The 22671-nt window shown below is 63.2% G+C and carries 20 protein-coding genes; 12 read left to right on the top strand and 8 right to left on the bottom strand.

The features are described from left to right. The first annotated feature begins 190 nt into the window (after positions 1-190). On the top strand, positions 191-1066 hold the full coding sequence (locus tag R9B85_RS00620) for an AEC family transporter (protein WP_423770723.1): 876 nt from the start codon (positions 191-193) through the stop codon (positions 1064-1066). A gap of 416 nt (positions 1067-1482) precedes the next feature. Continuing rightward, positions 1483-2478: an IS110 family transposase gene (locus tag R9B85_RS00615; protein WP_085627414.1), complete on the top strand. Its 996-nt coding sequence runs from the start codon at positions 1483-1485 to the stop codon at positions 2476-2478. Between the two features lie 67 nt (positions 2479-2545). Here R9B85_RS00615 and R9B85_RS00610 read toward each other — a convergent pair whose 3' ends face one another. The 4 genes from R9B85_RS00610 to R9B85_RS00595 all read right to left on the bottom strand — a co-directional run bounded on the left by R9B85_RS00610 (position 2546) and on the right by R9B85_RS00595 (position 8854). Continuing rightward, positions 2546-3139: a hypothetical protein gene (locus R9B85_RS00610; protein WP_112253349.1), complete on the bottom strand. Its 594-nt coding sequence runs from the start codon at positions 3137-3139 to the stop codon at positions 2546-2548. Positions 3140-3353: 214 nt separating this feature from the next. Further along, positions 3354-4487, bottom strand: a complete 1134-nt coding sequence (locus R9B85_RS00605) for an HlyD family secretion protein (protein WP_112253350.1) — start codon at positions 4485-4487, stop codon at positions 3354-3356. Next, entirely contained in the window at positions 4484-6133 is a 1650-nt protein-coding gene (locus R9B85_RS00600) for an MFS transporter (protein ID WP_252379281.1), read from the bottom strand. The genes R9B85_RS00605 and R9B85_RS00600 overlap by 4 nt, the downstream gene beginning before the upstream one ends. A 204-nt stretch (positions 6134-6337) precedes the next feature. Beyond that, positions 6338-8854, bottom strand: coding sequence for an excinuclease ABC subunit A (locus R9B85_RS00595; protein ID WP_423770722.1), 2517 nt, complete (start codon positions 8852-8854; stop codon positions 6338-6340). Positions 8855-9117: 263 nt separating this feature from the next. Here R9B85_RS00595 and R9B85_RS00590 point away from each other — a divergent pair, with 263 nt between their 5' ends. The 4 genes from R9B85_RS00590 to R9B85_RS00575 all read left to right on the top strand — a co-directional run bounded on the left by R9B85_RS00590 (position 9118) and on the right by R9B85_RS00575 (position 13979). After that, entirely contained in the window at positions 9118-10293 is a 1176-nt protein-coding gene (locus tag R9B85_RS00590) for a M20 aminoacylase family protein (RefSeq protein WP_112253353.1), read from the top strand. 82 nt (positions 10294-10375) lie between these two features. Beyond that, positions 10376-11686, top strand: a complete 1311-nt coding sequence (locus R9B85_RS00585; protein ID WP_015270478.1) for a citrate-proton symporter — start codon at positions 10376-10378, stop codon at positions 11684-11686. Then, positions 11683-13140: an amidase gene (locus tag R9B85_RS00580; RefSeq protein WP_423770721.1), complete on the top strand. Its 1458-nt coding sequence runs from the start codon at positions 11683-11685 to the stop codon at positions 13138-13140. Before R9B85_RS00585 ends, R9B85_RS00580 begins: the two co-directional genes overlap by 4 nt. Positions 13141-13205: 65 nt before the next feature. Next, positions 13206-13979: an IclR family transcriptional regulator gene (locus R9B85_RS00575; protein ID WP_112253356.1), complete on the top strand. Its 774-nt coding sequence runs from the start codon at positions 13206-13208 to the stop codon at positions 13977-13979. Between the two features lie 147 nt (positions 13980-14126). On the opposite strand, the gene R9B85_RS00570 is transcribed toward R9B85_RS00575, so the two are convergent. From R9B85_RS00570 to R9B85_RS00560, 3 genes are all read right to left on the bottom strand, one after another. Then, positions 14127-15038 (bottom strand): LysR family transcriptional regulator, encoded by a 912-nt coding sequence (locus R9B85_RS00570; protein WP_207877892.1) that lies wholly within the window; start codon positions 15036-15038, stop codon positions 14127-14129. A gap of 177 nt (positions 15039-15215) precedes the next feature. Then, positions 15216-15872, bottom strand: a complete 657-nt coding sequence (locus R9B85_RS00565; RefSeq protein ID WP_207877890.1) for an HAD family hydrolase — start codon at positions 15870-15872, stop codon at positions 15216-15218. A 164-nt stretch (positions 15873-16036) separates the two neighbouring features. Beyond that, positions 16037-16432, bottom strand: coding sequence for a RidA family protein (locus tag R9B85_RS00560; RefSeq protein WP_135002736.1), 396 nt, complete (start codon positions 16430-16432; stop codon positions 16037-16039). A 141-nt stretch (positions 16433-16573) separates the two neighbouring features. Between R9B85_RS00560 and R9B85_RS00555 the strand changes: the two genes are divergently transcribed. The 3 genes from R9B85_RS00555 (at position 16574) to R9B85_RS00545 (ending at position 19142) form a co-directional block, all read left to right on the top strand. Continuing rightward, on the top strand, positions 16574-17488 hold the full coding sequence (locus tag R9B85_RS00555) for a LysR family transcriptional regulator (protein ID WP_112253359.1): 915 nt from the start codon (positions 16574-16576) through the stop codon (positions 17486-17488). Positions 17489-17737: 249 nt separating this feature from the next. Then, positions 17738-18400 (top strand): DUF998 domain-containing protein, encoded by a 663-nt coding sequence (locus R9B85_RS00550; protein WP_423771048.1) that lies wholly within the window; start codon positions 17738-17740, stop codon positions 18398-18400. A gap of 262 nt (positions 18401-18662) precedes the next feature. Next, positions 18663-19142, top strand: a complete 480-nt coding sequence (locus R9B85_RS00545) for a carboxymuconolactone decarboxylase family protein (protein ID WP_023532684.1) — start codon at positions 18663-18665, stop codon at positions 19140-19142. Here the strand turns inward: R9B85_RS00545 and R9B85_RS00540 are convergent. Continuing rightward, positions 19135-20571, bottom strand: a complete 1437-nt coding sequence (locus R9B85_RS00540; RefSeq protein WP_033728313.1) for a PLP-dependent aminotransferase family protein — start codon at positions 20569-20571, stop codon at positions 19135-19137. The two genes, R9B85_RS00545 and R9B85_RS00540, sit on opposite strands and share 8 nt — an antisense overlap. A gap of 90 nt (positions 20572-20661) precedes the next feature. Between R9B85_RS00540 and R9B85_RS00535 the strand changes: the two genes are divergently transcribed. The 3 genes from R9B85_RS00535 (at position 20662) to R9B85_RS00525 (ending at position 22412) form a co-directional block, all read left to right on the top strand. Next, positions 20662-21144, top strand: coding sequence for a GNAT family N-acetyltransferase (locus tag R9B85_RS00535; protein ID WP_023532427.1), 483 nt, complete (start codon positions 20662-20664; stop codon positions 21142-21144). Positions 21145-21174: 30 nt separating this feature from the next. Continuing rightward, on the top strand, positions 21175-21852 hold the full coding sequence (locus tag R9B85_RS00530) for an FMN-dependent NADH-azoreductase (RefSeq protein ID WP_023532703.1): 678 nt from the start codon (positions 21175-21177) through the stop codon (positions 21850-21852). Between the two features lie 110 nt (positions 21853-21962). Beyond that, on the top strand, positions 21963-22412 hold the full coding sequence (locus R9B85_RS00525) for a carboxymuconolactone decarboxylase family protein (RefSeq protein WP_023532827.1): 450 nt from the start codon (positions 21963-21965) through the stop codon (positions 22410-22412). The last annotated feature ends 259 nt before the right edge of the window (positions 22413-22671 follow it).

Here is a 22671-nt window from a genome sequence, read left to right as displayed (position 1 = left end):
ACGGGGCCGAGGGGCTGCACGGATGTGCCTGGGCTGGATGCGACGCTGCCGGTTGCCACCGTTCAAGGCGACGGGCGAAAAGGAAGCGCGATTCTACGGGCTTGCGCGGTTTTGCCCAAGGGGCCTGGGTGTGCGACGAGACGCCGCAGTCTGCGGCATAATGCGGGGCCCACTTCCAAGGAAGGCCACCATGTTCGCTTCGCTGTTCGCCGTCCTGGCCCCGGTTTTCATCGTCGCCGGCATTGGCTATGCCTGGGCCCGCAAGGGCCTGGACTACCCCACCGAATTCATCGCCCGGGTGGTGATGACCGTCGGCACCCCGTCGCTGGTGCTGTCCACGCTCAGCCGCACCGAACTGGACCCGAACGCCTTCACCAGCATGGCCATGGCCTGCCTGTTGTGCACCCTGGGCATGGCCCTGGCCGGCTTGCTGGTGTGCCGCGCCTCGGGCCTGCACTGGCGTGTGCTGCTGCCGGCGTTCATGTTCCCCAACACCGGCAACATGGGCCTGCCAATCAGCCTGTATGCCTTTGGCGAACACGGCCTGGCCCTGGCGGTGGCGTTCTTCCTGACCCTGTCGATCGTGCAGTTCACCCTCGGCATGGCCATTTCCGGTACTGCGGCTTCGTTCAAGGCACTGCTGCGCAACCCCATCGTGATCAGCCTGGCCGGCGCCATGCCGATCATCTTTCTCGATTTCGAGTTGCCGCGCTGGCTGGCCAATACGGCAGACCTGCTGGGCGGCATGACCATCCCGCTGATGTTGCTGACACTGGGCGTGTCGCTGGCCAGCATTCGCCTGCGCCATGTGGGCAGCGGCATGCTGCTGGGCGGTTTGCGCATTGGCCTGGGCGCTGCCGTGGGCTGGGCTGTGGGGGCGGCGCTGGGCATGGCCAGCCTGGAGCGTGCGGTGCTGGTGGTGCAGTCGGCGATGCCGGTGGCGGTGTTCAACTACCTGATGGCGGTGCGCGCCAACCGCGAGCCGGAGCAAGTGGCGAACCTGGTGATGTGTTCCACGGTGCTGTCGTTTGCCTGGTTGCCGGTGGTGCTCGCCTGGTGGATGTAAGCCATTGCCAGCCTCCTTGCATCAACTTCTGACCTGCGCGGACTAGTGTAGGAGCGGCCTTGTGTCGCGAAAGGGCTGCAAAGCAGCCCCAAGGCATCAGCACAGATGCACAAATTGCTGGGGCTGCCTTGCAGCCCTTTCGCGACACAAGGCCGCTCCTTGTATGTTGTGTCTGGCCTAGCGGGAGAGGTTATTCTCGTCGGGCTGAAGAAGCACTTCCGGGGAGGCCGATCGCTCCTGAAGGCAGGCATTGCCCCTGACCTTGTATGTAGAGAGGCCCCCCGCCTCATTGCCCACTGCGAAGAGTATCGAGAAGCCGACAAGTCGGACTTCGCATTACAAGGTTGCAGCAGCATGAAGTTCGAGGTCGGGGAACCGGAGGCCATTGTTACCTAACTCGCTTGGAGAGGGAAGAAATGAGTGTCTGGGTTGGCGTCGATATCGGCTCACGTACTTCGGTCGTTGGGGTGCGTAAAGATGGGCGTCCGGCCGGACAGTGGGATATCGCTCAAACCCCTGCAGGCCGTAAGGCTGCGGTGAAAAAGCTGCTGGCACTCAAACCCAAGTCGATCGTGATGGAGGCGACCGGAATCTATTACCTGGACTTGGCCCTTGAGCTACATGCGGCTGACCTCCCTGTATCCGTGATCAACCCCAAGAGCTTCCACAATTTCGCCAAACTAATGCTGGTGAACAGCAAGACCGATGCAATAGATGCTCAACTGCTGTCCGAGTACGGCGAGCGTATGACACCGCGCTTGTGGACACCTCCAAGCCTTGTGCAGCTTGAGCTGAGGGCTCTGGGGCGACACATCAATCGTTTGGTGGGGCATCGTACAAGGGCGAAGAACGAACTGCATGCATTGCAGGCGACCGCTACAACCGTGTCGATGCTGATCGAGGATCAGGAGGAAGCGATTGCTTCACTGGATAATCGAATTGAGCGCTTTCGTAAGGCGGGCCGCGAGCTGGTCGCCCAGTGTCCGACGCTTACTCGGCAGTACAAGCAGCTGCTCGCAGGGCCTGGGATGGGAGAAGTCTCGGCACTTGCGGCATTGGCTGAACTGACCATCCTTCCTCAAATACTCAAGTCCTCGCAGGTAGCTCGCCACGCGGGTCTCGATGTTCGACAGACCCAATCGGGAACGAGCATTGATAAGCCCGGCAGACTCGGCAAAAGTGGGAATGCTTATCTACGGGCAGCCATGTACATGCCTGCCTTGACCGCAGTGCGCTGCGACCCTTATGCGAAGGCTTTTTACGAGTCGTTGGTCAACAGGGGCAAGAAGAAAATGCAGGCTATCGCTGCTGTCATGCGCAAGTACCTGACAGGCATCTGGGCATGCATGCGCGGGGATGAGCCATTTGATACGGCCAAGCTTTTCAGCTCTGAACACCTCAGAAAAGCTTGACCGCCAACAGAGTATCTACAAGGTCCAGCATCAACCAACCCGGTGGGGAGGCATGCCCGGCAAACGGCTATTTCTCCTGCAACCGCCACCCCTGGCTGGTCAGCACCATCGCTCGGGTTTCCTTGAGCGGCGCGTCATTGCTGGCCACCGCCTTGCCCAGTTCGGCAATGCTGGCCTTCACTTGTTCATTGGCCGCCCACGCCGGTAACCCGGTGATCTTGTAGGCATAGGTCACATTCGACATCTTCTGCCCGGTCACCTCGCTCGGCTCACTGAACTGCTCGATCGCGGTGACCTGAGCCTTGCCGAAGCACAGCCCGTTATCTGCCTTGTAATACTTTCGGCCTTCGTCGGTGAGGTCATAGGCGTAATAGATGTCCGTGCGTGCCGCTTGCCACAGGCGGGCGGGCACTTCGGTACGCGAGATCTCCTTTTCGCTGACCACACCTACCTGGGCCAGGGCATGCAACGCCTTGTTGGTGCCATGGACGTCGAAGTCCTGGGTTCTGGTGGGGAATGAACTGATGACGAAGCAGTGCGGGTACTGGGTATCGAGGTAGGCCTGGGCGGCCTTCTGGAAACTGGCCTCGCTGATGTCCTCGCTGTTCGAGCAACCGGCCAGGGTTGCCAACAGCGCCAGCGGCACGATCTTCCTGTACATGGTGACACTTCCTTGAGTGGCAAAGGCAAACGGGGTCGTGCGCGATTAGAACCTACGGGCTAGAGCGGCGCAATCATGGCAAGACGGCATCTCTGCATGTGCTTCGCTGGCCTCTTCGCGGGTAAACCCGCTCTCACAGGCATGCACAGCTTTCAAGACCTGTGCTGAACCTGTGGGAGCGGGTTTACCCGCGAAGAGGCCAGTGGCAACAACATCAATCCTGGCTGTGCGTATCGATACTGACCACCACCGACATCCCTGGCCGCAAGTGCTTGGCCTCTGGCTGCCCGGCATCCACGGTGATCCGCACCGGTATGCGCTGGGCAATCTTGACGAAGTTGCCGGTGGCGTTGTCCGCCTGCAGCAAGGCGAACTCCGAGCCGGTGGCCGGCGAGATCTGCTGCACGTGCCCATGTAGCTTCAGGTGGTTCAGCGCATCCACGGTGAAACTTGCCGGTTGGCCAATGCGCACATTCGCCATCTGGGTTTCCTTCATGTTGGCGATCACCCACAGGGTGTCGGGCACCAGCGCCATCAACTGCGCGCCAGAATTGACATAGGCCCCAAGGCGCGTGCCGATCTGCCCCAGCTGGCCGTCGCGCGGGGCGGTGACGCGGGTGTTGTCGAGGTCGATGCGGGCCAGCTCCACGGCGGCCTTGGCGTTTTCCACCGAGGCCTCCAGCGCGGCCCGGTTGACCACCACGGTTTCGCGGTCCTGGCGGGCGATTTCCAGCGCCGCCTTGGCCTGGGCCAGGCTGGCGACCGCTGCGGCTTCGCTGGCTCGGGCCAGGTCCAGGTCGCGGCGCGACACCGAGCCATCGCTGACCAGCGCCTGGTTGCGGCTGAAGTCGGCCCTGGCCTTGGCTGCCTGGGCAGTGGCATCGCCAATGGCGGCCTGGCGCTGGGCAATGGTGGCTTCGGCACTTTTACGCTGTTGCAGGTTGTTGGCCAGGGCCGCCTGTTGTTGCTGCAGTTGGGCGATGGCCTGGGCCAGGCGTTGCTTGTAGATGCGGTCGTCCAGTTGCACCAGCAGGTCGCCGGCCTTGACGAACTGGAAGTCATGCACCGGCACATCGACAATATAGCCGCTCAGCTGCGGCCCGATGATGGTCACCTGGCCGCGCACCAGGGCGTTTTCGGTGCTTTCGATGGCACTGCCGAATGGCGGCAGGCGCCAGGCATACAGCACCAGCAGGATGCCGGCCAGGGCTACGCAGGCGAAGCTGATCGACGACAGGATACGCACCCGCCGCGAGCGCACCGGGCTGGTCGGCTCGCTGGGCGGCGTGGCGCCTTCCGGGGTTTCGGCGATGGCAGTGGTGGTCGTGGTGCGGGTGTCGTCGGTCATCGGGTGGGCGCGCCGGGGTTGGATTCAGGGGAAACGGCCCGGCGTCTGGTGTGCCAGAGCCAGGTGCTGCGGATGCAGATCCAGACCATGGTCAGGATAGCGATGCTGCCGATCAGTACGAACACATCGTTGTAGGCCATGATATTCGCCTCGCGGGTGGCGGCACTGGCCAGCAGGCGCATGCCGGCTTCGCTGCGCAGGGCTGGGTCGGCAATGATGCCGCCGTAGCCGGCACCGCCACTTTGCACGCGGGCCGTGACCAACGGTTCCAGGTAGCTGAGGCGGTCCATCAGGTGACTGGAATGGAATTTTTCCCGCCAGGTCTGGAAGGTGCCCAGCAGCGCCGCGCCAATCAGGCCGCCGAGGTTGTTGCAGATGCCGAACAGCACCGAGAAACTCACCAGGTTGCGCGGGTTGGCGCGCACATGGCTGATGCCAAGGGCCATGGACGGGCCGAGGAAGAAGGTGCTGCCGAACGCCAGCAGGAACTGGCTGAGGTACATCTGCGCCGGGCGGGTGAGGTTGCTCGAACTGCTGTCCATGAAGGCGCCTGTGGCCATGGCCAGCAGCGAGATCAACAGCGGAATCACCAGATGATTGGGGTTGATGGTGAGGGCACTGCTGGCCAGGCCGGCCACCGCGCCCAGCAGCATGACCGCGTACAGCGTACGCATCTGCTCGCTGCCCAGGTTAAGCGCCTGCAGGAAGCCGACCGCCCCGGTGGACTGCTCCGAGGTGACCATGCGGATCAGCACCACGCACAGGGCCAGGCGAATGATCGCTCCGCTACCCAGCCAGCGGGTCATCAGCAACGGGTTCTGGCGGTTGTGCTCGATGGCCAGGCCGCTGAAGATCAGCCCGATCGAGGCCGCCAGGGCCATGCCGATCCAGGGCGCCTCCAGCCACCAGTCGATACGCCCGAGTGACAGCACGGCGCAAAGCAGTGCAGTGCCGCTGGCCATCAGCGAGAAGGTGAGGAAGTCCAGCGGCTCGAAGGTCTTGAAGCGGTCACCGGGGGGCAGCTTGAGCAGCAGCACGCAGCCCAACGCGGCCAGCGCCAGGCCCAGTTCGAACAGGTACAGGCCGCGCCATTCGGCGATCTGCAGCAGGTCTTCGGAGAAGATCCGCGCCAGCGGCAACGCCAGTTGCGAGGCGCCCAGGCCAAGCACCATCGCCTTCAGCCGCCATTGCGCCGGGAACGCCTGGATCATGTAGTACAGCCCCAGCGAGCTGAGCGCGGCGCCGACCATGCCGTGGGCCGCCCGTACGGCGATGGCCGAGTTGAGGTCGTTGACCAGCAGGTGGGCGAAGGTGACCAGGGCATAGAGCACCAGGAACACCTCGGTGAACGCGCGCAGGCCGAACTGCTGGCGAAACTTCACCAGCAGCAGGTTGATGGACACATTGGTCATTACGTAGGCGGCCGGCAGCCAGGCCATCTCCGCCGTGGTTGCGCCCAACGCACCTTGCAGGAACACAAGGTTGGCGGTGACCAGCGCGTTGCCCAGGCCACCGGTGATAGCCACCAGCAGCCCGACCATGCCGTAGGCCAGGCGTTTGGCGGGCGTGTGCAGGGGCGTGGAGGGGGAGCCCGGCAGGCTGGGTTTTTCGTGGGGGAGCCACTGGCGTGGGGCGTATTTGTCCATGGGGCAGACTGTACTTCAGCGGCCATTGCAAAAAAACAATTTACAGCCTGCACCGGCCTCTTCGCGGGTAAACCCGCTCCCACAGCGTCACCACAGATCTTGCAGGCTGTGCAGTACCTGTGGTTGCCAGAGGTTCACCACTGATCTTGCAGCTGTGCAATACCTGTGGGAGCGGGTTTACCCGCGAAGGGGCCAGTGCAGGCGCTACAAGGCCTTCGCCAGAAACTCCGCAGTGCGGCTTTCCGCACACCCGGCCACCACCTGCGGCGTCCCGCTGACCACCACCTGGCCCCCGGCATCCCCGGCCCCAGGCCCGATGTCGATCACCCAGTCGCTCTGCGCGACCACTCGCATGTCATGCTCGACCACCACCACGCTGTGCCCGCCATCGACCAGGCGGTTGAGCTGCACCAGCAGCCGGTCGATGTCCTGCGGGTGCAAGCCGTTGGTAGGCTCGTCCAGTACATACAGTGTTGCCCCGCGGGCCATGCGCTGCAGCTCGGTGGCCAGCTTGATGCGCTGCGCCTCGCCGCCGGACAGTTCGGTGGCCGGCTGGCCCAGACGCAGATAGCCCAGGCCGATGTCTTGCAGTACCTGCAGGCAGCGCCGCGCCGCTGGCTGTTCGGCGAACACCTTCAGGGCCTGGTCGACCGTCAACTGCAGCACCTGCGCAATGTTCATGCCTTGCCAGGTCACCGCCAGGGTTGCCGGGTTGTAGCGGGCGCCATGGCAGGTCGGGCAGGGCGCATAGACGCTGGGCATGAACAGCAACTCGACACTGACGAAGCCTTCGCCCTCGCAGTTCTCGCAGCGCCCCTTGGCAACGTTGAAGGAGAAACGCCCGGCATCGAAGCCTTGTGCCTTGGCCTGTTCGGTGGCGGCGAACAGCTTGCGCACATGGTCGAACAGGCCGGTGTAGGTGGCCAGGTTGGAGCGTGGTGTTCGGCCGATCGGCTTCTGGTCGACCTGCACCAGGCGCCTGATGCTGCCAAGGCCAGCGCTCACATGCCCGCCGCTGGCCTGTTCTGGCTCATCTTCCAGGCTCTGTTCTTCGGGCTCGTTGCGCTGTGCGGCATGGCCCAGGTGTGCACCCACCAGGTCCAGCAGCGCCTGGCTGACCAGGCTCGACTTGCCCGAACCGGAAATGCCGGTAACGGCGGTAAAGCAGCCCAGCGGGAATTCGGCACTCAGGTTGTTCAGGTTGTTGCGGCTGATGCCTTCGAGCTTCAGCCAGTCGTGGGCCTGGCGTGGCGTGCGCGTGGTCTGGGCCGGGGCACTGAACAGGTAGGCCCGGGTGCTCGACTGCTCGACCTGGGCCAGGCCCTCGGGCGGCCCGCTGTAGAGGATGGTGCCACCATGCTCGCCAGCGGCAGGCCCAACATCCACCAGCCAGTCGGCGCGGCGCATGGTGTCCAGGTCGTGTTCCACCACATAGACCGAGTTGCCAGCATGCTTCAGGCGCTGCAGCGCCTCGAACAGGGCTTCGCTGTCGGCCGGGTGCAAACCGGCCGAAGGTTCGTCGAGCACGTAGATCACGCCGAACAGTTGCGAGTTCAGTTGGGTGGCCAGGCGCAGGCGCTGCAGCTCGCCGGAGGACAGGGTCGGGGTGCTGCGCTCCAAGGCCAGGTAGCCCAGGCCCAGGTCCAGCAGGGTGTCGATGCGTTCGAGCAGCTCGTTGGCGATGCGTTGGGCAGCCAGGCGCTTTTCCAGGGTCAGGTCGTCCTGCTGTTGTGCCAGGTAGTCTGCTGCCACCACCTTGCGCAATACCTCGGCCAGCGCCTGCAGCGACAGGTGCGACAGCTCGGCGATATCCAGCCCGGCGAAGGTCACCCCCAGGGCCTCGCGCTTCAGGCGCTTGCCCTGGCACAGCGGGCACGGGCTTGGGCGCATGAACTGGGCAACGCGCTTGCGCATCTGTGCGCTTTGCGAGTGCATGAAGGTGTGCAGCACGTAACGCCGGGCACCCATGAACGTGCCCTGGTAGCTGGGCTCCTGCTTGCGCTTGAGGGCGGTGCGGGTCTGCGCCGGGGTCAGCCCGGCGTATACCGGCGCGGTGGGTGTTTCTTCGGTGAACAGGATCCAGTCGCGCTGCGCCTGTGGCAGGTCGCGCCAGGGAGTATCGACGTCATAGCCTAGCGTCACCAGGATGTCGCGCAGGTTCTGCCCCTGCCAGGCCATCGGCCACGCCGCCACGGCGCGCTCGCGGATGGTCAGCGACGGGTCGGGGACCATGGTCGCTTCGTTCACTTCGTAGACCCGGCCCATGCCATGGCATTCCGGGCAGGCGCCCTGGGGCGTGTTGGGCGAGAAGTCTTCGGCATACAGCATCGGCTGGCCGGCCGGGTAGTGGCCGGCGCGGGAGTAGAGCATGCGAATGGAACTGGACAGGGTGGTCACGCTGCCCACCGAGGAACGTGCACTCGGCGTGCCGCGTTGCTGCTGCAGGGCCACGGCTGGGGGCAGGCCTTCGATGGCGTCGACGTCCGGCACCCCGACCTGGTCGATCAGGCGCCGGGCATAGGGCGCGACCGACTCGAAATAACGCCGCTGGGCTTCGGCGTAGAGGGTGGAGAAGGCCAGCGAGGACTTGCCCGAGCCGGACACGCCGGTGAACACCACCAGTGCGTCACGAGGAATATCGACATCGATGTTCTTGAGGTTGTGCTCGCGGGCGCCACGGACGCGGACGAAGCCGGCTGGGGGCGTATGGCGTGGAGGCATTGGGCGGTCCTTGGCTGGGGTCGGTGATGAAGGTAGCAGTAAAGCGCTGTGGGGGCGCCAGGGTATGGTTTGGGTTTTTTGGTGCTCGATCTCACAGCACTGGAGCTTCCAAACCCTGCACTAGTTCCACCCAGCGGAACCACATTCAATTGTGCTCCCCCGTCACTCGCGCTTATCTGTCAGCCAAGCACGACCTGCCTCACCCGTCGTGACCTCAAGGCGAACAACAAGAACGGGAAACCACCCGCGCGAGGAGACTCTACATGTCCCGACATCAGCACATCCTGGCCTGGCTGAACGATGTGGCCAGCGACCTGCACGCAATCCGTCACGATATCCACGCTCACCCGGAACTGGGTTTCGAAGAAAGCCGCACTTCGGCACTGGTTGCCCAACTGCTCGAAACGTGGGGCTATGAAGTGCACACCGGTATCGGCAAGACCGGCGTGGTCGGCGTACTGCGCAATGGCAACAGCCCACGCCGCCTGGGCCTGCGCGCCGACATGGACGCGCTGCCCATACACGAGGCCACCGGCGCCGCCTACAGCAGCCAGCACCAAGGCTGCATGCACGCCTGCGGCCATGACGGGCATACCACCATGCTGCTCGGCGCAGCGCGCTACCTGGCGGCGACCCGGCAGTTCGACGGCACGCTGACGCTGATCTTCCAGCCGGCCGAGGAGGGCCAGGGTGGCGCCGAGGCGATGCTGGCCGAAGGTTTGCTGGAGCGCTTCCCTTGCGATGCACTGTTCGGCATGCACAACATGCCCGGGCTGCCGGCCGGGCACCTGGGCTTTCGCGAGGGGCCGATGATGGCTTCGCAAGACCTGCTCACGGTGACCCTGGACGGGGTTGGCGGCCATGGCTCGATGCCGCACCTGACTGTCGACCCGCTGGTGGCGGCGGCCAGTGTGGTGATGGCCCTGCAAACCGTGGTGGCGCGCAATATCGATGCGCAGGAGGCGGCCGTGGTCACCGTCGGCGCCTTGCAGGCCGGCGAAGCGGCCAACGTGATCCCGCAGCAGGCGCTGCTGCGCCTGAGCCTGCGCGCGCTGAACGCCGAGGTACGGGCGCAGACCCTGGAGCGGGTACGGGACATTATCGTCGGCCAGGCCGAGAGCTTTGGCTGCCGCGCCACCATCGAACACCGCCCGGCCTATCCGGTGTTGGTCAACCACGCTGCGGAAAACGCCTTCGCCCGGCAGGTGGGGGTGGAGTTGCTCGGTGCCGAGGCAGTAGATGGCAACACCCGCAAGCTGATGGGCAGCGAAGACTTCGCCTGGATGCTGCAACGCTGCCCGGGCGCCTACCTGTTCATCGGCAATGGCGTATCGCGGCCGATGGTGCACAACCCGGCCTACGACTTCAACGACGACATCCTGCTGACCGGCGCCGCCTACTGGGGCGCGCTGGCAGAGCGCTGGCTCGCGCCCGCCTGACCTTTCCTTTTGACGACTGCCGCTGGAACCCGGGCGCGACCGCGCCTGGGCGATCACCCAATCATTGTGTGGAGTGTTTCCTATGCAGACTTCGAGCACCGGCGTGTCGCGTACCCGGCAAGTGGTCGCCGCCGTCATCGGCAACGCCCTGGAGTGGTATGACTTCATCGTCTACGGCTTTCTGGCCAGCATCATCGCCCGGCAGTTCTTCCCCTCCGACGACGAATACGCCTCGCTGCTGATGGCCCTGGCCACCTTCGGCGTCGGCTTTTTCATGCGCCCGGTGGGCGGCGTGCTGCTGGGCATGTATTCCGACCGCAAGGGCCGCAAGGCGGCGATGCAGATGATCATCCGGCTGATGACCGTGTCCATTGCCATGATCGCCTTTGCCCCCGACTACCTGGCCATCGGCATGGCCGCGCCGATGCTGATCGTGGTGGCGCGCATGCTGCAGGGTTTTGCCACTGGCGGCGAGTACGCCAGCGCCACGGCCTTCCTGGTGGAGAGCGCGCCGGCCCACCGCAAGGGCCTGTATGGCTCGTGGCAGTTGGTGGGGCAGTGCCTGGCGGTGTTCTCCGGGGCGGCGATGGTGGCCCTGGTCACCCACCTGTGCACGCCTGCGGCGCTGGACAGCTGGGGCTGGCGTATCCCGTTCGTGCTTGGCCTGCTGATCGGCCCGGTGGGGCTGTGGATTCGCAAGCACATGGAGGAGCCCGAGGAATTCATCGAGGCGCGCCGCCAGGCCAAGGGCCAGTCGCCCAGCCTGTGGCAGGTGCTGCGTGAGCATCGGCGCAGCCTGTTGGTATCGATGGGCCTGGCCTGTGGCGCGACGGTGTCGTTCTATGTGGTGCTGGTGAACATGCCGACCTTCGCTCACAAGAACCTGGGGCTGCCGCTGGACCAGGTGCTGCTGGTGCAGATGCTTGCCGTGGGGTTGATGACCGTGGTGATTCCACTGTCCGGGGCGTTGTCTGACCGGCTGGGGCGGCGCCCGGTGCTGATGGCCTTCACCCTGGCGTTCTTCGTCATGGTCTACCCGTTGTATGTGTGGGTGGCTGCCGCGCCGTCGCTGGAGCGGCTGCTGGTGATGCAACTGCTGCTGTGCACCGCCATCGGTGGCTTCTTCGGGCCGGCGCCCACGGCCTTGGCCGAGCAGTTCCCGGTCGAGGTGCGTTCCACCGGTGTGTCGGTGGCCTACAACGTGGCGGTGATGGTGTTCGGCGGCTTCGCCCCGTTGATTGTCACCTGGCTGAGCAAGGTGCTCGGTACCCCGGTGGCGCCATCGTTCTATGTGCTGTTCGCCTGCCTGCTGACACTGCTGGGCACCTATTGCCTGAAAGAAGCCCCACGTGCGGGCAAGCCTGCCGCTTTCAACCTTGGAGTGAAACCGTGATGCCGCTAGCCATCGACCCCATCGTTGCCCTCGATGCCGAGGCATTGTCCCGGGCCATCCATGCGCGCCAGATGTCGTGCCGGGAGGTGATGCAGGCTTATCTGACGCATATCGAACGCTTCAACCCGCAGGTCAATGCGCTGGTGTCGCTGCGCCCGGCCGAGGCGTTGCTGGCCGAGGCCGATGAGCGTGACCGCGAGCTGGGCCGTGGCCACTCGCGCGGCTGGATGCATGGCATGCCCCAGGCTATCAAGGACCTGGCCGCCACTGCCGGGCTGCGCACCACCTTGGGCTCGCCGCTGTTCGCCGAGCAGGTGCCCGAGCAGGATGCGATCAGTGTGGCGCGTGTGCGGGCCAGTGGTGCGCTGATCGTGGGCAAGAGCAATGTGCCGGAATTCGGCCTTGGTTCGCAGACCTACAACACCCTGTTCGGCACCACCACCAATGCCTACGACCCGGGCAAGGTGGCCGGAGGCAGCAGCGGCGGAGCGGCGGCGGCGCTGGCCATGCGCCTGCTGCCGGTCGCCGACGGCAGCGACATGATGGGCTCGCTACGCAACCCGGCGGCGTTCAACAACGTGTATGGCCTGCGCCCGTCGCAGGGCCGCGTACCACACGGGCCGGCGCCGGAACTGTTCGTGCAGCAACTGGCCACCGAGGGGCCGATGGGCCGCAGCGTGGTGGATGTGGCGCGGTTATTGTCGACCCAGGCAGGCTTCGATGCGCGGGCGCCGCTGTCGCTGAGCGAGGGCCGGCGCGATTTTGCCGCCGGTTTGCAGCGCGATTTCCGCGGCGTGCGGGTCGGCTGGTTGGGCGACTACGACGGTTACCTGGCGATGGATGACGGGGTGCTGAGCCTGTGCGAAGCGGCCCTGGCGGACTTCATCGAATTGGGCTGCCGGGTCGAGGCCTGCCAGCCGGCGTTCGACATGGCGCGTTTGTGGCAGTGCTGGCTGACCCATCGCCACTTCCTGGTGCACGGCAACCTCGCTGCGGCCTATGCCGACCCCGGCAAGCGCGCGCTGCTCAAGCCCGAGGCGCAGTGGGAGGTGGAGGGTGGCCTGCAACTGAGCGCGGCGGCGGTGTACCAGGCATCAGTGGTACGCAGCGACTGGTACCGGGCGCTGGGCAAGCTGTTCGAGCGTTACGATTACCTGCTGTTGCCATCGGCCCAGGTGTTCCCTTTCGATGCACGGCAACCTTGGCCAACGGTGGTCGGGGGGCGGACGATGGACACCTATCACCGCTGGATGGAAGTGGTGATAGGGCCGACCCTGGCCGGCTTGCCGAGCATCAGCGTACCGGTCGGTTTCAATGCTGCAGGGTTGCCCACGGGCCTGCAGATCATCGGCCCGGCCCAGGCCGACCATGCGGTGCTGCAGCTGGCCCATGCCCATGAACAGCTCACCCGTTGGGTAGCGCGGCGCCCACCCGGGAGCCTGCAAGCGCCATGAAACTGCTGGGCAGGCGCGGATCTTGCTGGCTATCCTGACCATCCAGCTACAGGGAGGTCACACTCATGGGCATCACGGCAGACAGTGGCGGCGTGCGTTCGGTGGAGCGGGCGCTGGCCATCGTCGACCTGCTGGGAGAACACCAGGCGCTGGGCCTGGAAGAGCTGCATTACCTGACGGCGCTGCCCAAGGCCACGGTGTCGCGCATGCTCGCCACCTTGCAGGAGCAGGGCTGGGTCTACCGCGGCCTCAGCGACCGGCGTTACCGGCTGTGCGCGCGGCGCCTGTTCGGTGACCGCCAGCTGCGTTTCAAGCGGCGCCTGGTGGAACATGCCGCGCCCATGTTGCTGGAGTTGAGCGAGCGCACCGGGCTGGTGGCCGACCTGTCGTGTTTCGACGGCGAACGGCTGGAGGTGATGGAAAGCGCCATTCCCCAGGTATTGCGCAAGCGCTACCCGCACACCTGTCAGATCGTCGGCCATCATGCCAGCCTGTTCCATTCGGCGATGGGGCGGGCGTGCCTGGGTGAGTTGGCGGTCGATGAAGTGCAGCGCCTGGCGGCCCATGAGCGGGTGGGCGACGAGACGGTGCTGCGCGACATCGAGGCGGAAGCGAACCAGGGATTCGGCCAGCGCACCGAAGGGCACTGGGAGTACCCGGTGCGCTTGCCGTTCCTGATCCGCGCGATTGCCCTGCCGGTGCATGCCGAAGGGCGCCTGGCCGGGAGCATTGCCTTGCACTGGCCGCTGGACCAGGCACCGGTGGAACGGGTGTTGAACCTGCACCTGAACAGCCTGGCGACCACGGTGGGGGAGGTGCAGCGGGCCTTGGTGGTTTGAGTCAGACTGTACCGGCCTCTTCGCGGGTGAACCCGCTCCCACAGTGAAAGTGGATTGCCCGAGGCTGGCTCGGTACCTGTGGGAGCGGGTTTACCCGCGAAGAGGCCAGTGCAGCAAACAACAAAAGAGGCTGTGTTCCGAGGCCCCTCAACGCTCCAGGCTGTACATCCGGCACTCTGCCAGCAACGCCAGCAAATTCGGTTCCCGCTCCCGCGCCTTGAGGAACACCACACCGATATGCTGCTGCAAGCGATATTGCGGCTTCAGGGCAATCAGCCTGACCCGGTTTTCGTACACCGCCGCGATACGCCCTGGCAGCAGGGCAAAGCCCACGCCCGAGCTGACCATGCTCAGCAGGGTGAAGATATCGTTCACCTGCATGGCCACCTTGGGTTCGAAGCCGGCCTGCTGGAACACCCGTGCGCCATCGCGGTGGGTGGCGAAGCCCTGGGTCAGGGTGATGAAGGTGGAGTCGGCCAGGTCGGCCAGATCCACCTCGGCCTGCTCGGCGAAGGGCGAATCGATGGGCGCGGCGAGGAAGATGTCGTCGGAGAACAGCGGCAGCTGCTCGCAGGCTGGGTCGCTGACGCTTTCGTCGAGCGACACGAGGATGGCCTCCAGCTCGTGGTTCTTCAGGCGCTGCAGCAAGTCGACGTTGGAGCCCAGGGTCAGGTCGATGTTGAGTTCGCTGCGACGCAGCTTCAGGCCCATGACCAGCTTGGGTACGGTTTTCACCGTCAGTGAGTAGAGCGCGCCCAGGCGGAAGCGTTCGGCATAGAAACCAGCTGCCTCGCGGGTCTGACGGACCATCTGCTCGGCGTCCTGGATCAGCTGGCGGGCTTTCTTTTCCAGCACGTAGGCGCTTTCCAGCGGGATCAGCTGGCGGCCTTCATGCTTGAATAGCGGGCAGCGTAGTGCGCTTTCCAGCGAGTGGATGGCGCGGTGCACGCTGACGGCGCTGGTGGCCAGCTCGACAGCGGCGCGGCCGAGGTTGCCGGTGCGCATGAAGGCGAGGAAGGTTTCCAGCTTCTTGAGGGTCAGTTCTTCGTCGATCAGCATGGGTTACCTGGGTGTGCACAATGGCAGGGGCATGCATATTGCCTTGAAATTTTGGGGCCGCTTCGCAGCCCATAGCCGGCAAGCCAGCTCCCACAGGGATGGCGCATGGCTTGAGGCCGATGCGGTCGAGGTGGGAGCTGGCTTGCCGGCGATGGGGCGCGAAGCGGCCCCGTATGCTCATTGCATGGATCCGATCAACGTCCACAACGCTGGGTCGTTGAAATCATCGATCACCAACCCGGCCCCCGCCGCCAGCAACCGCTCCGGCGTCTGCGTAGTGGCCACGCCCACGGTAAAGATCCCCGCGCCACGCGCTGCCGTCACCCCCGGCAGCGAATCCTCGAAGGCCAGTGCCTGCCCGGCCTCGGCACCTAGCCGCTGCAACCCGGTCAGGTAGGGCAACGGGTCTGGCTTGGGCCGTGCCAGTTCCTCGGCCACCAGCACATGCGCGAAGCGCTGGCCCAGGCCCATGGCGTTCAACATGTGCTCGGCGTTCAGCCGTGGCGCATTGGTCACCACGCACATGCCGATGTTGCGAGCCCGGGCATGTTCCAGCAGGCGCACAAGGCCCGGCATTGGCTCCAGAGACGGCGACATGTCGCGGAACAGCGCCTCCTTGCGGTCGGCCAGCACCTGGCACTGCTCGGCGCTGGCACCGGCAAACAGCTCTGCGAACAGCTCGCCATTGGCGCGGCCGCTGACCTGGGCATCGAACTGCGCCTGGCTCAGCTCGCGGCCGTCATGCTCGTGCAGCAGTTGGCGAAAGGCCTGCAGGTGCAAGGTGTCAGTGTCGGTGAGGGTTCCGTCCAGGTCGAACAGCAGGGCAGTCAGCATTGGGTATCCAGGTCCAGAAATCGTGGGCGGGCCAGAAGGAAGATTCTTTTGCCGTTGGCGTCACGTGAACTTCGCGACCTCCCAAGTGTACTGGAGTACGGCAGCCTTGGCAGAGCTGTACTCGAACTCGGAATAGGCGCCTGCGCGCCATATAGCCTTCGGCATCATTGCGGTAGTTTCGCGATCACCTTGATCTCGAAGTCGAAGCCGGACAGCCAGGTCACGCCGATGGCGGTTACCGTCGGATAGGGCGCCTCGCCCCAATATTCGGCTGCCACCTCCCAGATGGTTTCGAATTTCGAGTCGGGGTCGACCATGAAGATGGTCGTGTCAACCACATCCTCGAAACTACTGCCGGCTTCGGCCAGGATCGCGTTGAGGTTGGCGAAGGCCATGCGAACCTGCGCCGCGAGGTCCGGCTCGGCCGAGCCGTCCTTGCGGCTACCGACTTGGCCGGATACGAACAGAAAACCGTTGGAGCGAATCGCCGGCGAGTAGCGGTGGAGCTCATACAATGCATGGCGGTCAGGCGGGAAAACGACATCACGTTTGCTGGACATTGCATACCTCGTTCGGGGCCCTGGCGGCCCGGTGTTTATGGTGAAGCCACTATAAGAAAGGCCACCGACCTGAATAAACGGGCAGCGCTGGTCATGACTGTTTGTATAATCCAGACAATCCAGGCACGAGCGAGGCGTGGGATGGACCGTTTCGATGCAATGCAGGCATTTGTCCGCGTGGTGGAAACAGGCAGCTTCACCAAGGCGGCAGCCACACTGCACATGAGCAAGACCACCGTGACGCAGCTCGTTCAGCAACTTGAAGCGAGGCTGCGTGTGCGGTTGCTCAACCGCACCACACGCAAGGTCAATGTCACTGCCGACGGTGCGGCCTATTACGAACGCGTCGTCCGGCTACTTGGCGACATTGACGACGCCGAGACCAGCTTGTCCAGCGCGTCGATGGCACCGCGCGGGCGGCTGCGAGTGGATGTACCCAGCCCACTGGCGCGGATGCTGCTCATACCGGCCTTGCCGGGGTTCTTTGCACGTTATCCAGAAATTCAGCTGACCGTGGGCGCCAGCGATCGCATTGTCGACATCATTGGTGAGAACGTCGACTGCGTGGTGCGTGGCGGCGAGATCACCGATCAATCCCTGGTGGCAAGGCATGTGGGCGATCTGGAGCTTGGCATCTATGCCGCGCCCGGCTATTTGCACCGCTTCGGTACGCCGCTGCACCCCCGTGAGCTCGAGGAAAGCCGACACACCACCGTCGGCTTCCTCTGGTTCCGTACAGGCAAGGCCTTGCCCTACGCGATGCAGCGGGGTGAGGAGCGCATGGAAGCCCAGGGCCGCTCGCAGCTGACGGTCGACGACGGTAATGCGTACCTTGCCGCCGGCCTGGCTGGCCTGGGTGTAATCTGGCTACCGCAATACATGGCCAAGCCGCACCTGGCCAACGGCGAGCTGCTGCCGCTGTTTGAAGACTGGCGGATGGCGCCAATGCCGATGTATCTGGCATTCCCGCCGAATCGCCATGTCAGTGCAAAGGTGCGGGTGTTTATCGACTGGATAATCGAGTTGATTGCCGAGCATGCGCCTGTGGTTGGGTGAGGCTGGAGTAAAACTCGTTTCAGCACCAGACACTCCTGGGCCGCTTCGGCAAAGCACTGATGGCGTGCGGCTGTTTCGAGGCAAGCAGCACGGAGGTTCTGGGCAGGCGTCGGGGCCTGGATGGCATCCATGGATCAAGGCGGCTACAGGTGACGCATGCGCAAGCTGTTTTGCAAGAAAATCGATGGCGCATCGGCCGGCGGCCCCTCTAGAATCAGGCATTTCGTGAGAGACGGATCGATCACTGCCATGACCAAGGAGAGCTGTGCCGTGGATACCACTGACCAGAGATTGCTGAGCTTGGGGCTACTGATTCCATTCTGGCTCTTCGCTGGAGTGTTGCTTACCTCGTTTGGCTACCCCGGTTACAGCCACTTCGAACAGGCGATGAGCCAGCTAGGAGCGGTTGGGGCTCCCACCCACAGCTATTCTGCATGGGTGAACAATTTTCCCTTGGGGGTACTGTTCGGGCTTTTCGCTTTGGGTCTGGCGCGGCGGTACGCAGGTTCGCGTTTGGCTCTGGTCAGCGCCGCGTTCATATTGCTCCACGGCTTGGCTAGTTTCGCCACAGGTTTCTTCTCCTGTGATGCGGGATGCGTACCTGCGCAGCCTTCACCTTCTCAACAGCTACACAACATTGCCGGAATGGTGATGTTTCTTTCGCTGACGATGGCTAGCGGTCTGTGGTTTTTCTTGAGCAAGAGACTGCTGTCATCGACCGGGTTCAAATGGTTCTCGGCACTCTGTGTAATCCTTGCTCTCGCGACTGTTGCATTGATGGCCAAGGCATTCAGTGACGGTCACGGGTTTGGCCTGTACCAGCGACTCAATTACGGCGTTTCCGTCGCCTGGATCGCCGCTCTGGCCTGGACCGCACTTCGCAGTGAGCCAGCAAGGGGCAGCGTCAACTAGTGGCCGATTGCTATCTTTCCTGAGGGGCCGCAAGGGCGCAAGCAGTCATTCGCGACGGGCTGCTTTCGACCCATTGCGGCCATTCGCGGAGGGCAATGAACGGCCTATAGCGCCCCTTCGACCATACCGCTCGATGGGTGTTCATGGCGTACTTCGATACAGACATGGCCTAGTTCGAAGCTACCATCTTGGCCCTGTGGGGCTATTCCAAGCGTTGCTACAGTGGGCTCCAACAAACTCCACCCACTGCGAGCAACTACCCATGAACAACCGCCTTGATTACTTCAAGCTGTCTCCCCAAGCGTCCAACAAACTGGTGGAACTCACCCTACAACTGAGCAAGAAACCGCCACTGGCCGATCTTGCCCACCTGATCATGTTGCGCGCTTCGCAGCTCAACGGCTGTGCGTTCTGCGTGGATATGCATGTGAAAGAGGCCAAGATCCATGGCGAGCGCGAGCTGCGTCTTCACCACGTGGCCGTATGGCGTGAGTCAGGGCTGTTTTCGCCAGTAGAGCGGGCGGCGCTGGAGTGGACTGAAGCCCTAACCCAACTGCCGCCTCATGGTATCTCCAACAGCCTGTATGCGAGTGCGCTTGAGCAGTTTTCCGAGCAGGAGCTGTCGGATTTGTCGTTCCTAATCGTCGCCATCAATGGCTGGAATCGCCTCAATGTGGCCTTCCAGGCGATCCCCGGCTCGTCCGATGAGCTGTTCGGCCTGAACAAGGCCAACCTCAACTGAGTAACTTGCTGATCAACGCGCCAAGCTGCTCGCCTGGAGCCGTCGTGGCGCAGTTGGTAAAACTCAGGAGCAGACCTGACTGACGCTGCGATGACGCAGCCCAGCGCGACAACGCTTGTACCGACATACCCCTGGCCAGCACCTGCTCGGCCAGGGCGGTGTCGCTTACGTCCTCCGGCAAACGCAGTACTAAGTGCATGCCGCCTGGCGAGCGTTCCACCTGCAGACCCTTCGGCAAACTCCGGTCCAGTGCTTCGATGGTCAATGCCCGTCGCTCGTTGTAGAGGCGGCGCATGCGTTGGATATGCCGAGCGAAGTGTCCCTCGGCAACGAACTCCGCCACCAAAGCCTGGGTAATTGACGGTGACCCGGCAGCAAACAAGGCCCGGCCGACGCGCTCGAACGCTGCCACCTGCGCCTGCGGCACCACCAGATAAGCCAGGCGAATACCGGGAAACAGCACCTTGCTGAAGGTGCCGGCATACAGCACGCGCCCATGGCGATCCAAGCTGGCCAGCGCTGGAAGTGGACGGCTGACGTAGCGGTACTCGCCGTCGTAATCGTCCTCGACAATCCAGCCACCGGTGCGGGCAGCCCAATCGAGTAGCAGTTGCCGGCGTGGCAGCGACAGTGCCATCGACAGCGGGCTCTGATGCCCTGGTGTCACCATGACGACCTGAGCAGTCCGAGAACCCGCGATGGCGTGTTCTACGTTCATGCCTTCGGCATCAACCGGCACCGCTTCCAGGTCCAGGCCGAACTGGCGAAGCACCTGGCGCGTAGTGGGATAGCCCGGGTCTTCCACCCAGGCGCACTCGCCTGGCTGCAACAGGGTATGTGCGACTAAGGACAGGCTATTGCGCCAACCGCTGGTGATAAACACCTGATGGGCACCGCAATCGATACCTCGGGACACCTGCAGATACGAAGCAATGGCGCTGCGCAACGCTGCCAGGCCGTGGGGTGCCGGATAGTCCAGATCTCCAAGACGCATCCCACGGAGATACCGAGCACCGAGACGCGCCCATATCTTGCGCGGAAATGCATCCAGCGCCGGTACCCCCATCTGGAACGGCAACAGCTGCGGTGGACGCCAGAGCGAATCAGGTGCGTCTTCGATCACTTGGCTGCTGACTGGTAATGCGGTGGCCTCCGACACGGGCTTCTGCAGTTCAGGATTGATTACGGTGCCTTTCTGCCCGAGCGCCAGGAGGTAACCCTCGCTGGCCAGCAGCGAATAGGCCAATTCGACGGTGCCACGGGCCACCCCCAGCTCCTTGGCCATGGCGCGCGCCGACGGCAAGCGGTCACCGGGGGACAACGTGCCTGCGGCAACGGCGGCCAGTACGCGGTCGTACAGTTGACGATACAGAGGCAAGGCAGACTGCTCTTCCAAGGGAGCAAAAGGCGGCTTGGGGGAGGTCATCATGGCCTAGTTCATATCCCATTTCTTGGCTCAATCAAGTGGGTCAATGGTAGTCCAATATAGCGCCATCACCTACTCATGAGGGCAACTCCCATGACATCCCCTTTGCACAACTTCATACCCAGCGTGCTCGACCTGGCCGACACGTCCCTGCGCCCCCTGGACAGCACCCATGACCTCTGCAGCGCATTCCCGGTAATGCAGCAATTGCGCCCTCATCTGACGAGCGAAGCTGACTTCGTCAGCCGCATCGAGCGTATGCGCGTTGAAGGCTATCGCCTGATTGGTGCTTATGACTTAGGCGTTCTTGTGGCACTGGCTGGTTACCGCTTACAGGAAAACCTGGTCTACGGCGCATTCCTGTATGTCGATGACCTTGTAACCGCCGAGGCTCAGCGGGGAGGTCAGTGGGGCTCGCGCTTATTGCAAGCCTTGGAGCGACTGGCCCGCGCCAGCGGTTGTGCACGCCTGGTGCTCGACACGGGTTTGGCCAACGCCCGCGCGCAACGCTTCTACTTCCGTGAAGGCCTGTTGACGGGTGCACTGCGCTTTCAGAAACAGTTCGATACGCCATAACCCGCACGCACATCCAAGGAGGCGAACCTCATGACATCGTCACAACAGCCACTTGCTCCTTTGCGCATTCTTCGCCTGGTCGCCAGCCCCAATGCAGAGGATTCGGAAAGTCTGAAACTGTCCCAGCAGATCCTGTTTGCCTTGGCCAGTCAGGCCGGCAGAAGGGGTATCCAGTTGACCGATTTAGACCTCAACTCCTTGGCCCCAGTCGATGCGCCTTACGCCCAGGCGTTAGCCAATCAGCGCGTAGTCATAGCAAGCGGTCAGGAGGGTACGTTGAGCCGTTCCGACGAGTTGATCGACCAACTGCAGGCATGCGACGTACTGCTGATTGCCACGCCGATGCACAACTACAGCGTGCCCGCCCCACTCAAGATGTGGATCGACCAGGTGGTACGCGTGGGCAAAACGTTTCTGGGCACCGCCAAAGGCAAAGTCGGATCGCTGACGGATCGTCCGGTTTACGTCGCAATAGCTTGCGGGGGCTACATCAGCGGCCAGCATGCCCGTCAACCCGACTTTCTGCGACCCTACCTGTCCGCCGTCCTCGCCACCATCGGTCTCAATCACGTGTACTACTTCACCGTTGAAGGTACCGCCAAGGGTGTGGAGTCACTGAATACTGGGAGGGAAACAGGGTACGGTGAGGTGCAGACGTTCTTTGGTAGGGATAGCCATGGAGTGGATCAAGTCTGCAGCCCGCTTTAAGAACATCATCGAATTCAAGCGTATAGGTTTGCACATTAGCTGGGCGGTGTGCCGTCAAGCGGCAATCCGCATGTCACCCTCTTCATTGCTCAAAGACAGGAAAAGAAATCATGAGTCGACTCAATTGGTTTGAAGCTTCGCCTGGTGCAGCCAAGGCCCTTGGCGGGCTGCATCATTTCGTGACCACCGCGACAAATTTGCCAGCCCCGTTGATTCACCTCGTGTTTCTCAGGGTGTCTCAAATCAACGGCTGCGCCCATTGCATCGATCTGCACTCACGCGATCTGATCAAAGCAGGTATTTCAGTGGACAAAGTGCTGTTAGTACCAGTATGGCATGAAGCGCACTATTTGTTCTCGGATCAGGAGCGCTCAGCATTGGCCTGGGCAGAAGAAGTCACGCGGGTAAGCGAGACACATGTATCCGACGAAGCTTACGCAGCAGCATCGGCAATGTTTGCCGAAAAGGACCTTGTCGACCTGACAGCGGCCATTGCCGCAATGAACGCTTTTAACCGTATGGGCGTCAGCTTCCGACTCAAACCTGCCGCTAAAACGTGATGACCTATGACTCAACATGCAAACGCAGTACTTCAGAGACCGCCCTAGTATTGCCTACAGTCTGTTTCAGGCCTTTGCGGCCCCTTCTGAACGACGGGTATGAGCCGAAAGCAGTCTCTGACGGACGTCCGCAATGGGTCGTTAGCGGTCAGTCGCGAATGGCTGCTAACGCCCCATGGCGGACGTTAGCGCCATGTAGTCTGATGCCCGGCCATAGCACACTTGCAGTTGACCGCGTTGCCCATTGCCGTAGAATCGC

It is taken from the genome of Pseudomonas sp. NLJ1 (genome assembly GCF_049486705.1).
Lineage (GTDB): Bacteria > Pseudomonadota > Gammaproteobacteria > Pseudomonadales > Pseudomonadaceae > Aquipseudomonas > Aquipseudomonas inefficax.
This window is presented reverse-complemented; position numbering and strand designations above follow the sequence as displayed.

What these genes read in the sequence shown, in the direction of transcription:
- R9B85_RS00615 (WP_085627414.1), top strand. Translation starts at nt 1,483, where the DNA reads ATGAGTGTCTGGGTTGGCGTCGATATCGGCTCACGTACTTCGGTCGTT.
- R9B85_RS00540 (WP_033728313.1), bottom strand. Translation starts at nt 20,571, where the DNA reads ATGATGACCTCCCCCAAGCCGCCTTTTGCTCCCTTGGAAGAGCAGTCT.
- R9B85_RS00595 (WP_423770722.1), bottom strand. Translation starts at nt 8,854, where the DNA reads ATGCCTCCACGCCATACGCCCCCAGCCGGCTTCGTCCGCGTCCGTGGC.
- R9B85_RS00605 (WP_112253350.1), bottom strand. Translation starts at nt 4,487, where the DNA reads ATGACCGACGACACCCGCACCACGACCACCACTGCCATCGCCGAAACC.
- R9B85_RS00535 (WP_023532427.1), top strand. Translation starts at nt 20,662, where the DNA reads ATGACATCCCCTTTGCACAACTTCATACCCAGCGTGCTCGACCTGGCC.
- R9B85_RS00590 (WP_112253353.1), top strand. Translation starts at nt 9,118, where the DNA reads ATGTCCCGACATCAGCACATCCTGGCCTGGCTGAACGATGTGGCCAGC.
- R9B85_RS00560 (WP_135002736.1), bottom strand. Translation starts at nt 16,432, where the DNA reads ATGTCCAGCAAACGTGATGTCGTTTTCCCGCCTGACCGCCATGCATTG.
- R9B85_RS00600 (WP_252379281.1), bottom strand. Translation starts at nt 6,133, where the DNA reads ATGGACAAATACGCCCCACGCCAGTGGCTCCCCCACGAAAAACCCAGC.
- R9B85_RS00550 (WP_423771048.1), top strand. Translation starts at nt 17,738, where the DNA reads ATGACCAAGGAGAGCTGTGCCGTGGATACCACTGACCAGAGATTGCTG.
- R9B85_RS00565 (WP_207877890.1), bottom strand. Translation starts at nt 15,872, where the DNA reads ATGCTGACTGCCCTGCTGTTCGACCTGGACGGAACCCTCACCGACACT.
- R9B85_RS00530 (WP_023532703.1), top strand. Translation starts at nt 21,175, where the DNA reads ATGACATCGTCACAACAGCCACTTGCTCCTTTGCGCATTCTTCGCCTG.
- R9B85_RS00570 (WP_207877892.1), bottom strand. Translation starts at nt 15,038, where the DNA reads ATGCTGATCGACGAAGAACTGACCCTCAAGAAGCTGGAAACCTTCCTC.
- R9B85_RS00585 (WP_015270478.1), top strand. Translation starts at nt 10,376, where the DNA reads ATGCAGACTTCGAGCACCGGCGTGTCGCGTACCCGGCAAGTGGTCGCC.
- R9B85_RS00545 (WP_023532684.1), top strand. Translation starts at nt 18,663, where the DNA reads ATGAACAACCGCCTTGATTACTTCAAGCTGTCTCCCCAAGCGTCCAAC.
- R9B85_RS00555 (WP_112253359.1), top strand. Translation starts at nt 16,574, where the DNA reads ATGGACCGTTTCGATGCAATGCAGGCATTTGTCCGCGTGGTGGAAACA.
- R9B85_RS00610 (WP_112253349.1), bottom strand. Translation starts at nt 3,139, where the DNA reads ATGTACAGGAAGATCGTGCCGCTGGCGCTGTTGGCAACCCTGGCCGGT.
- R9B85_RS00575 (WP_112253356.1), top strand. Translation starts at nt 13,206, where the DNA reads ATGGGCATCACGGCAGACAGTGGCGGCGTGCGTTCGGTGGAGCGGGCG.
- R9B85_RS00525 (WP_023532827.1), top strand. Translation starts at nt 21,963, where the DNA reads ATGAGTCGACTCAATTGGTTTGAAGCTTCGCCTGGTGCAGCCAAGGCC.
- R9B85_RS00620 (WP_423770723.1), top strand. Translation starts at nt 191, where the DNA reads ATGTTCGCTTCGCTGTTCGCCGTCCTGGCCCCGGTTTTCATCGTCGCC.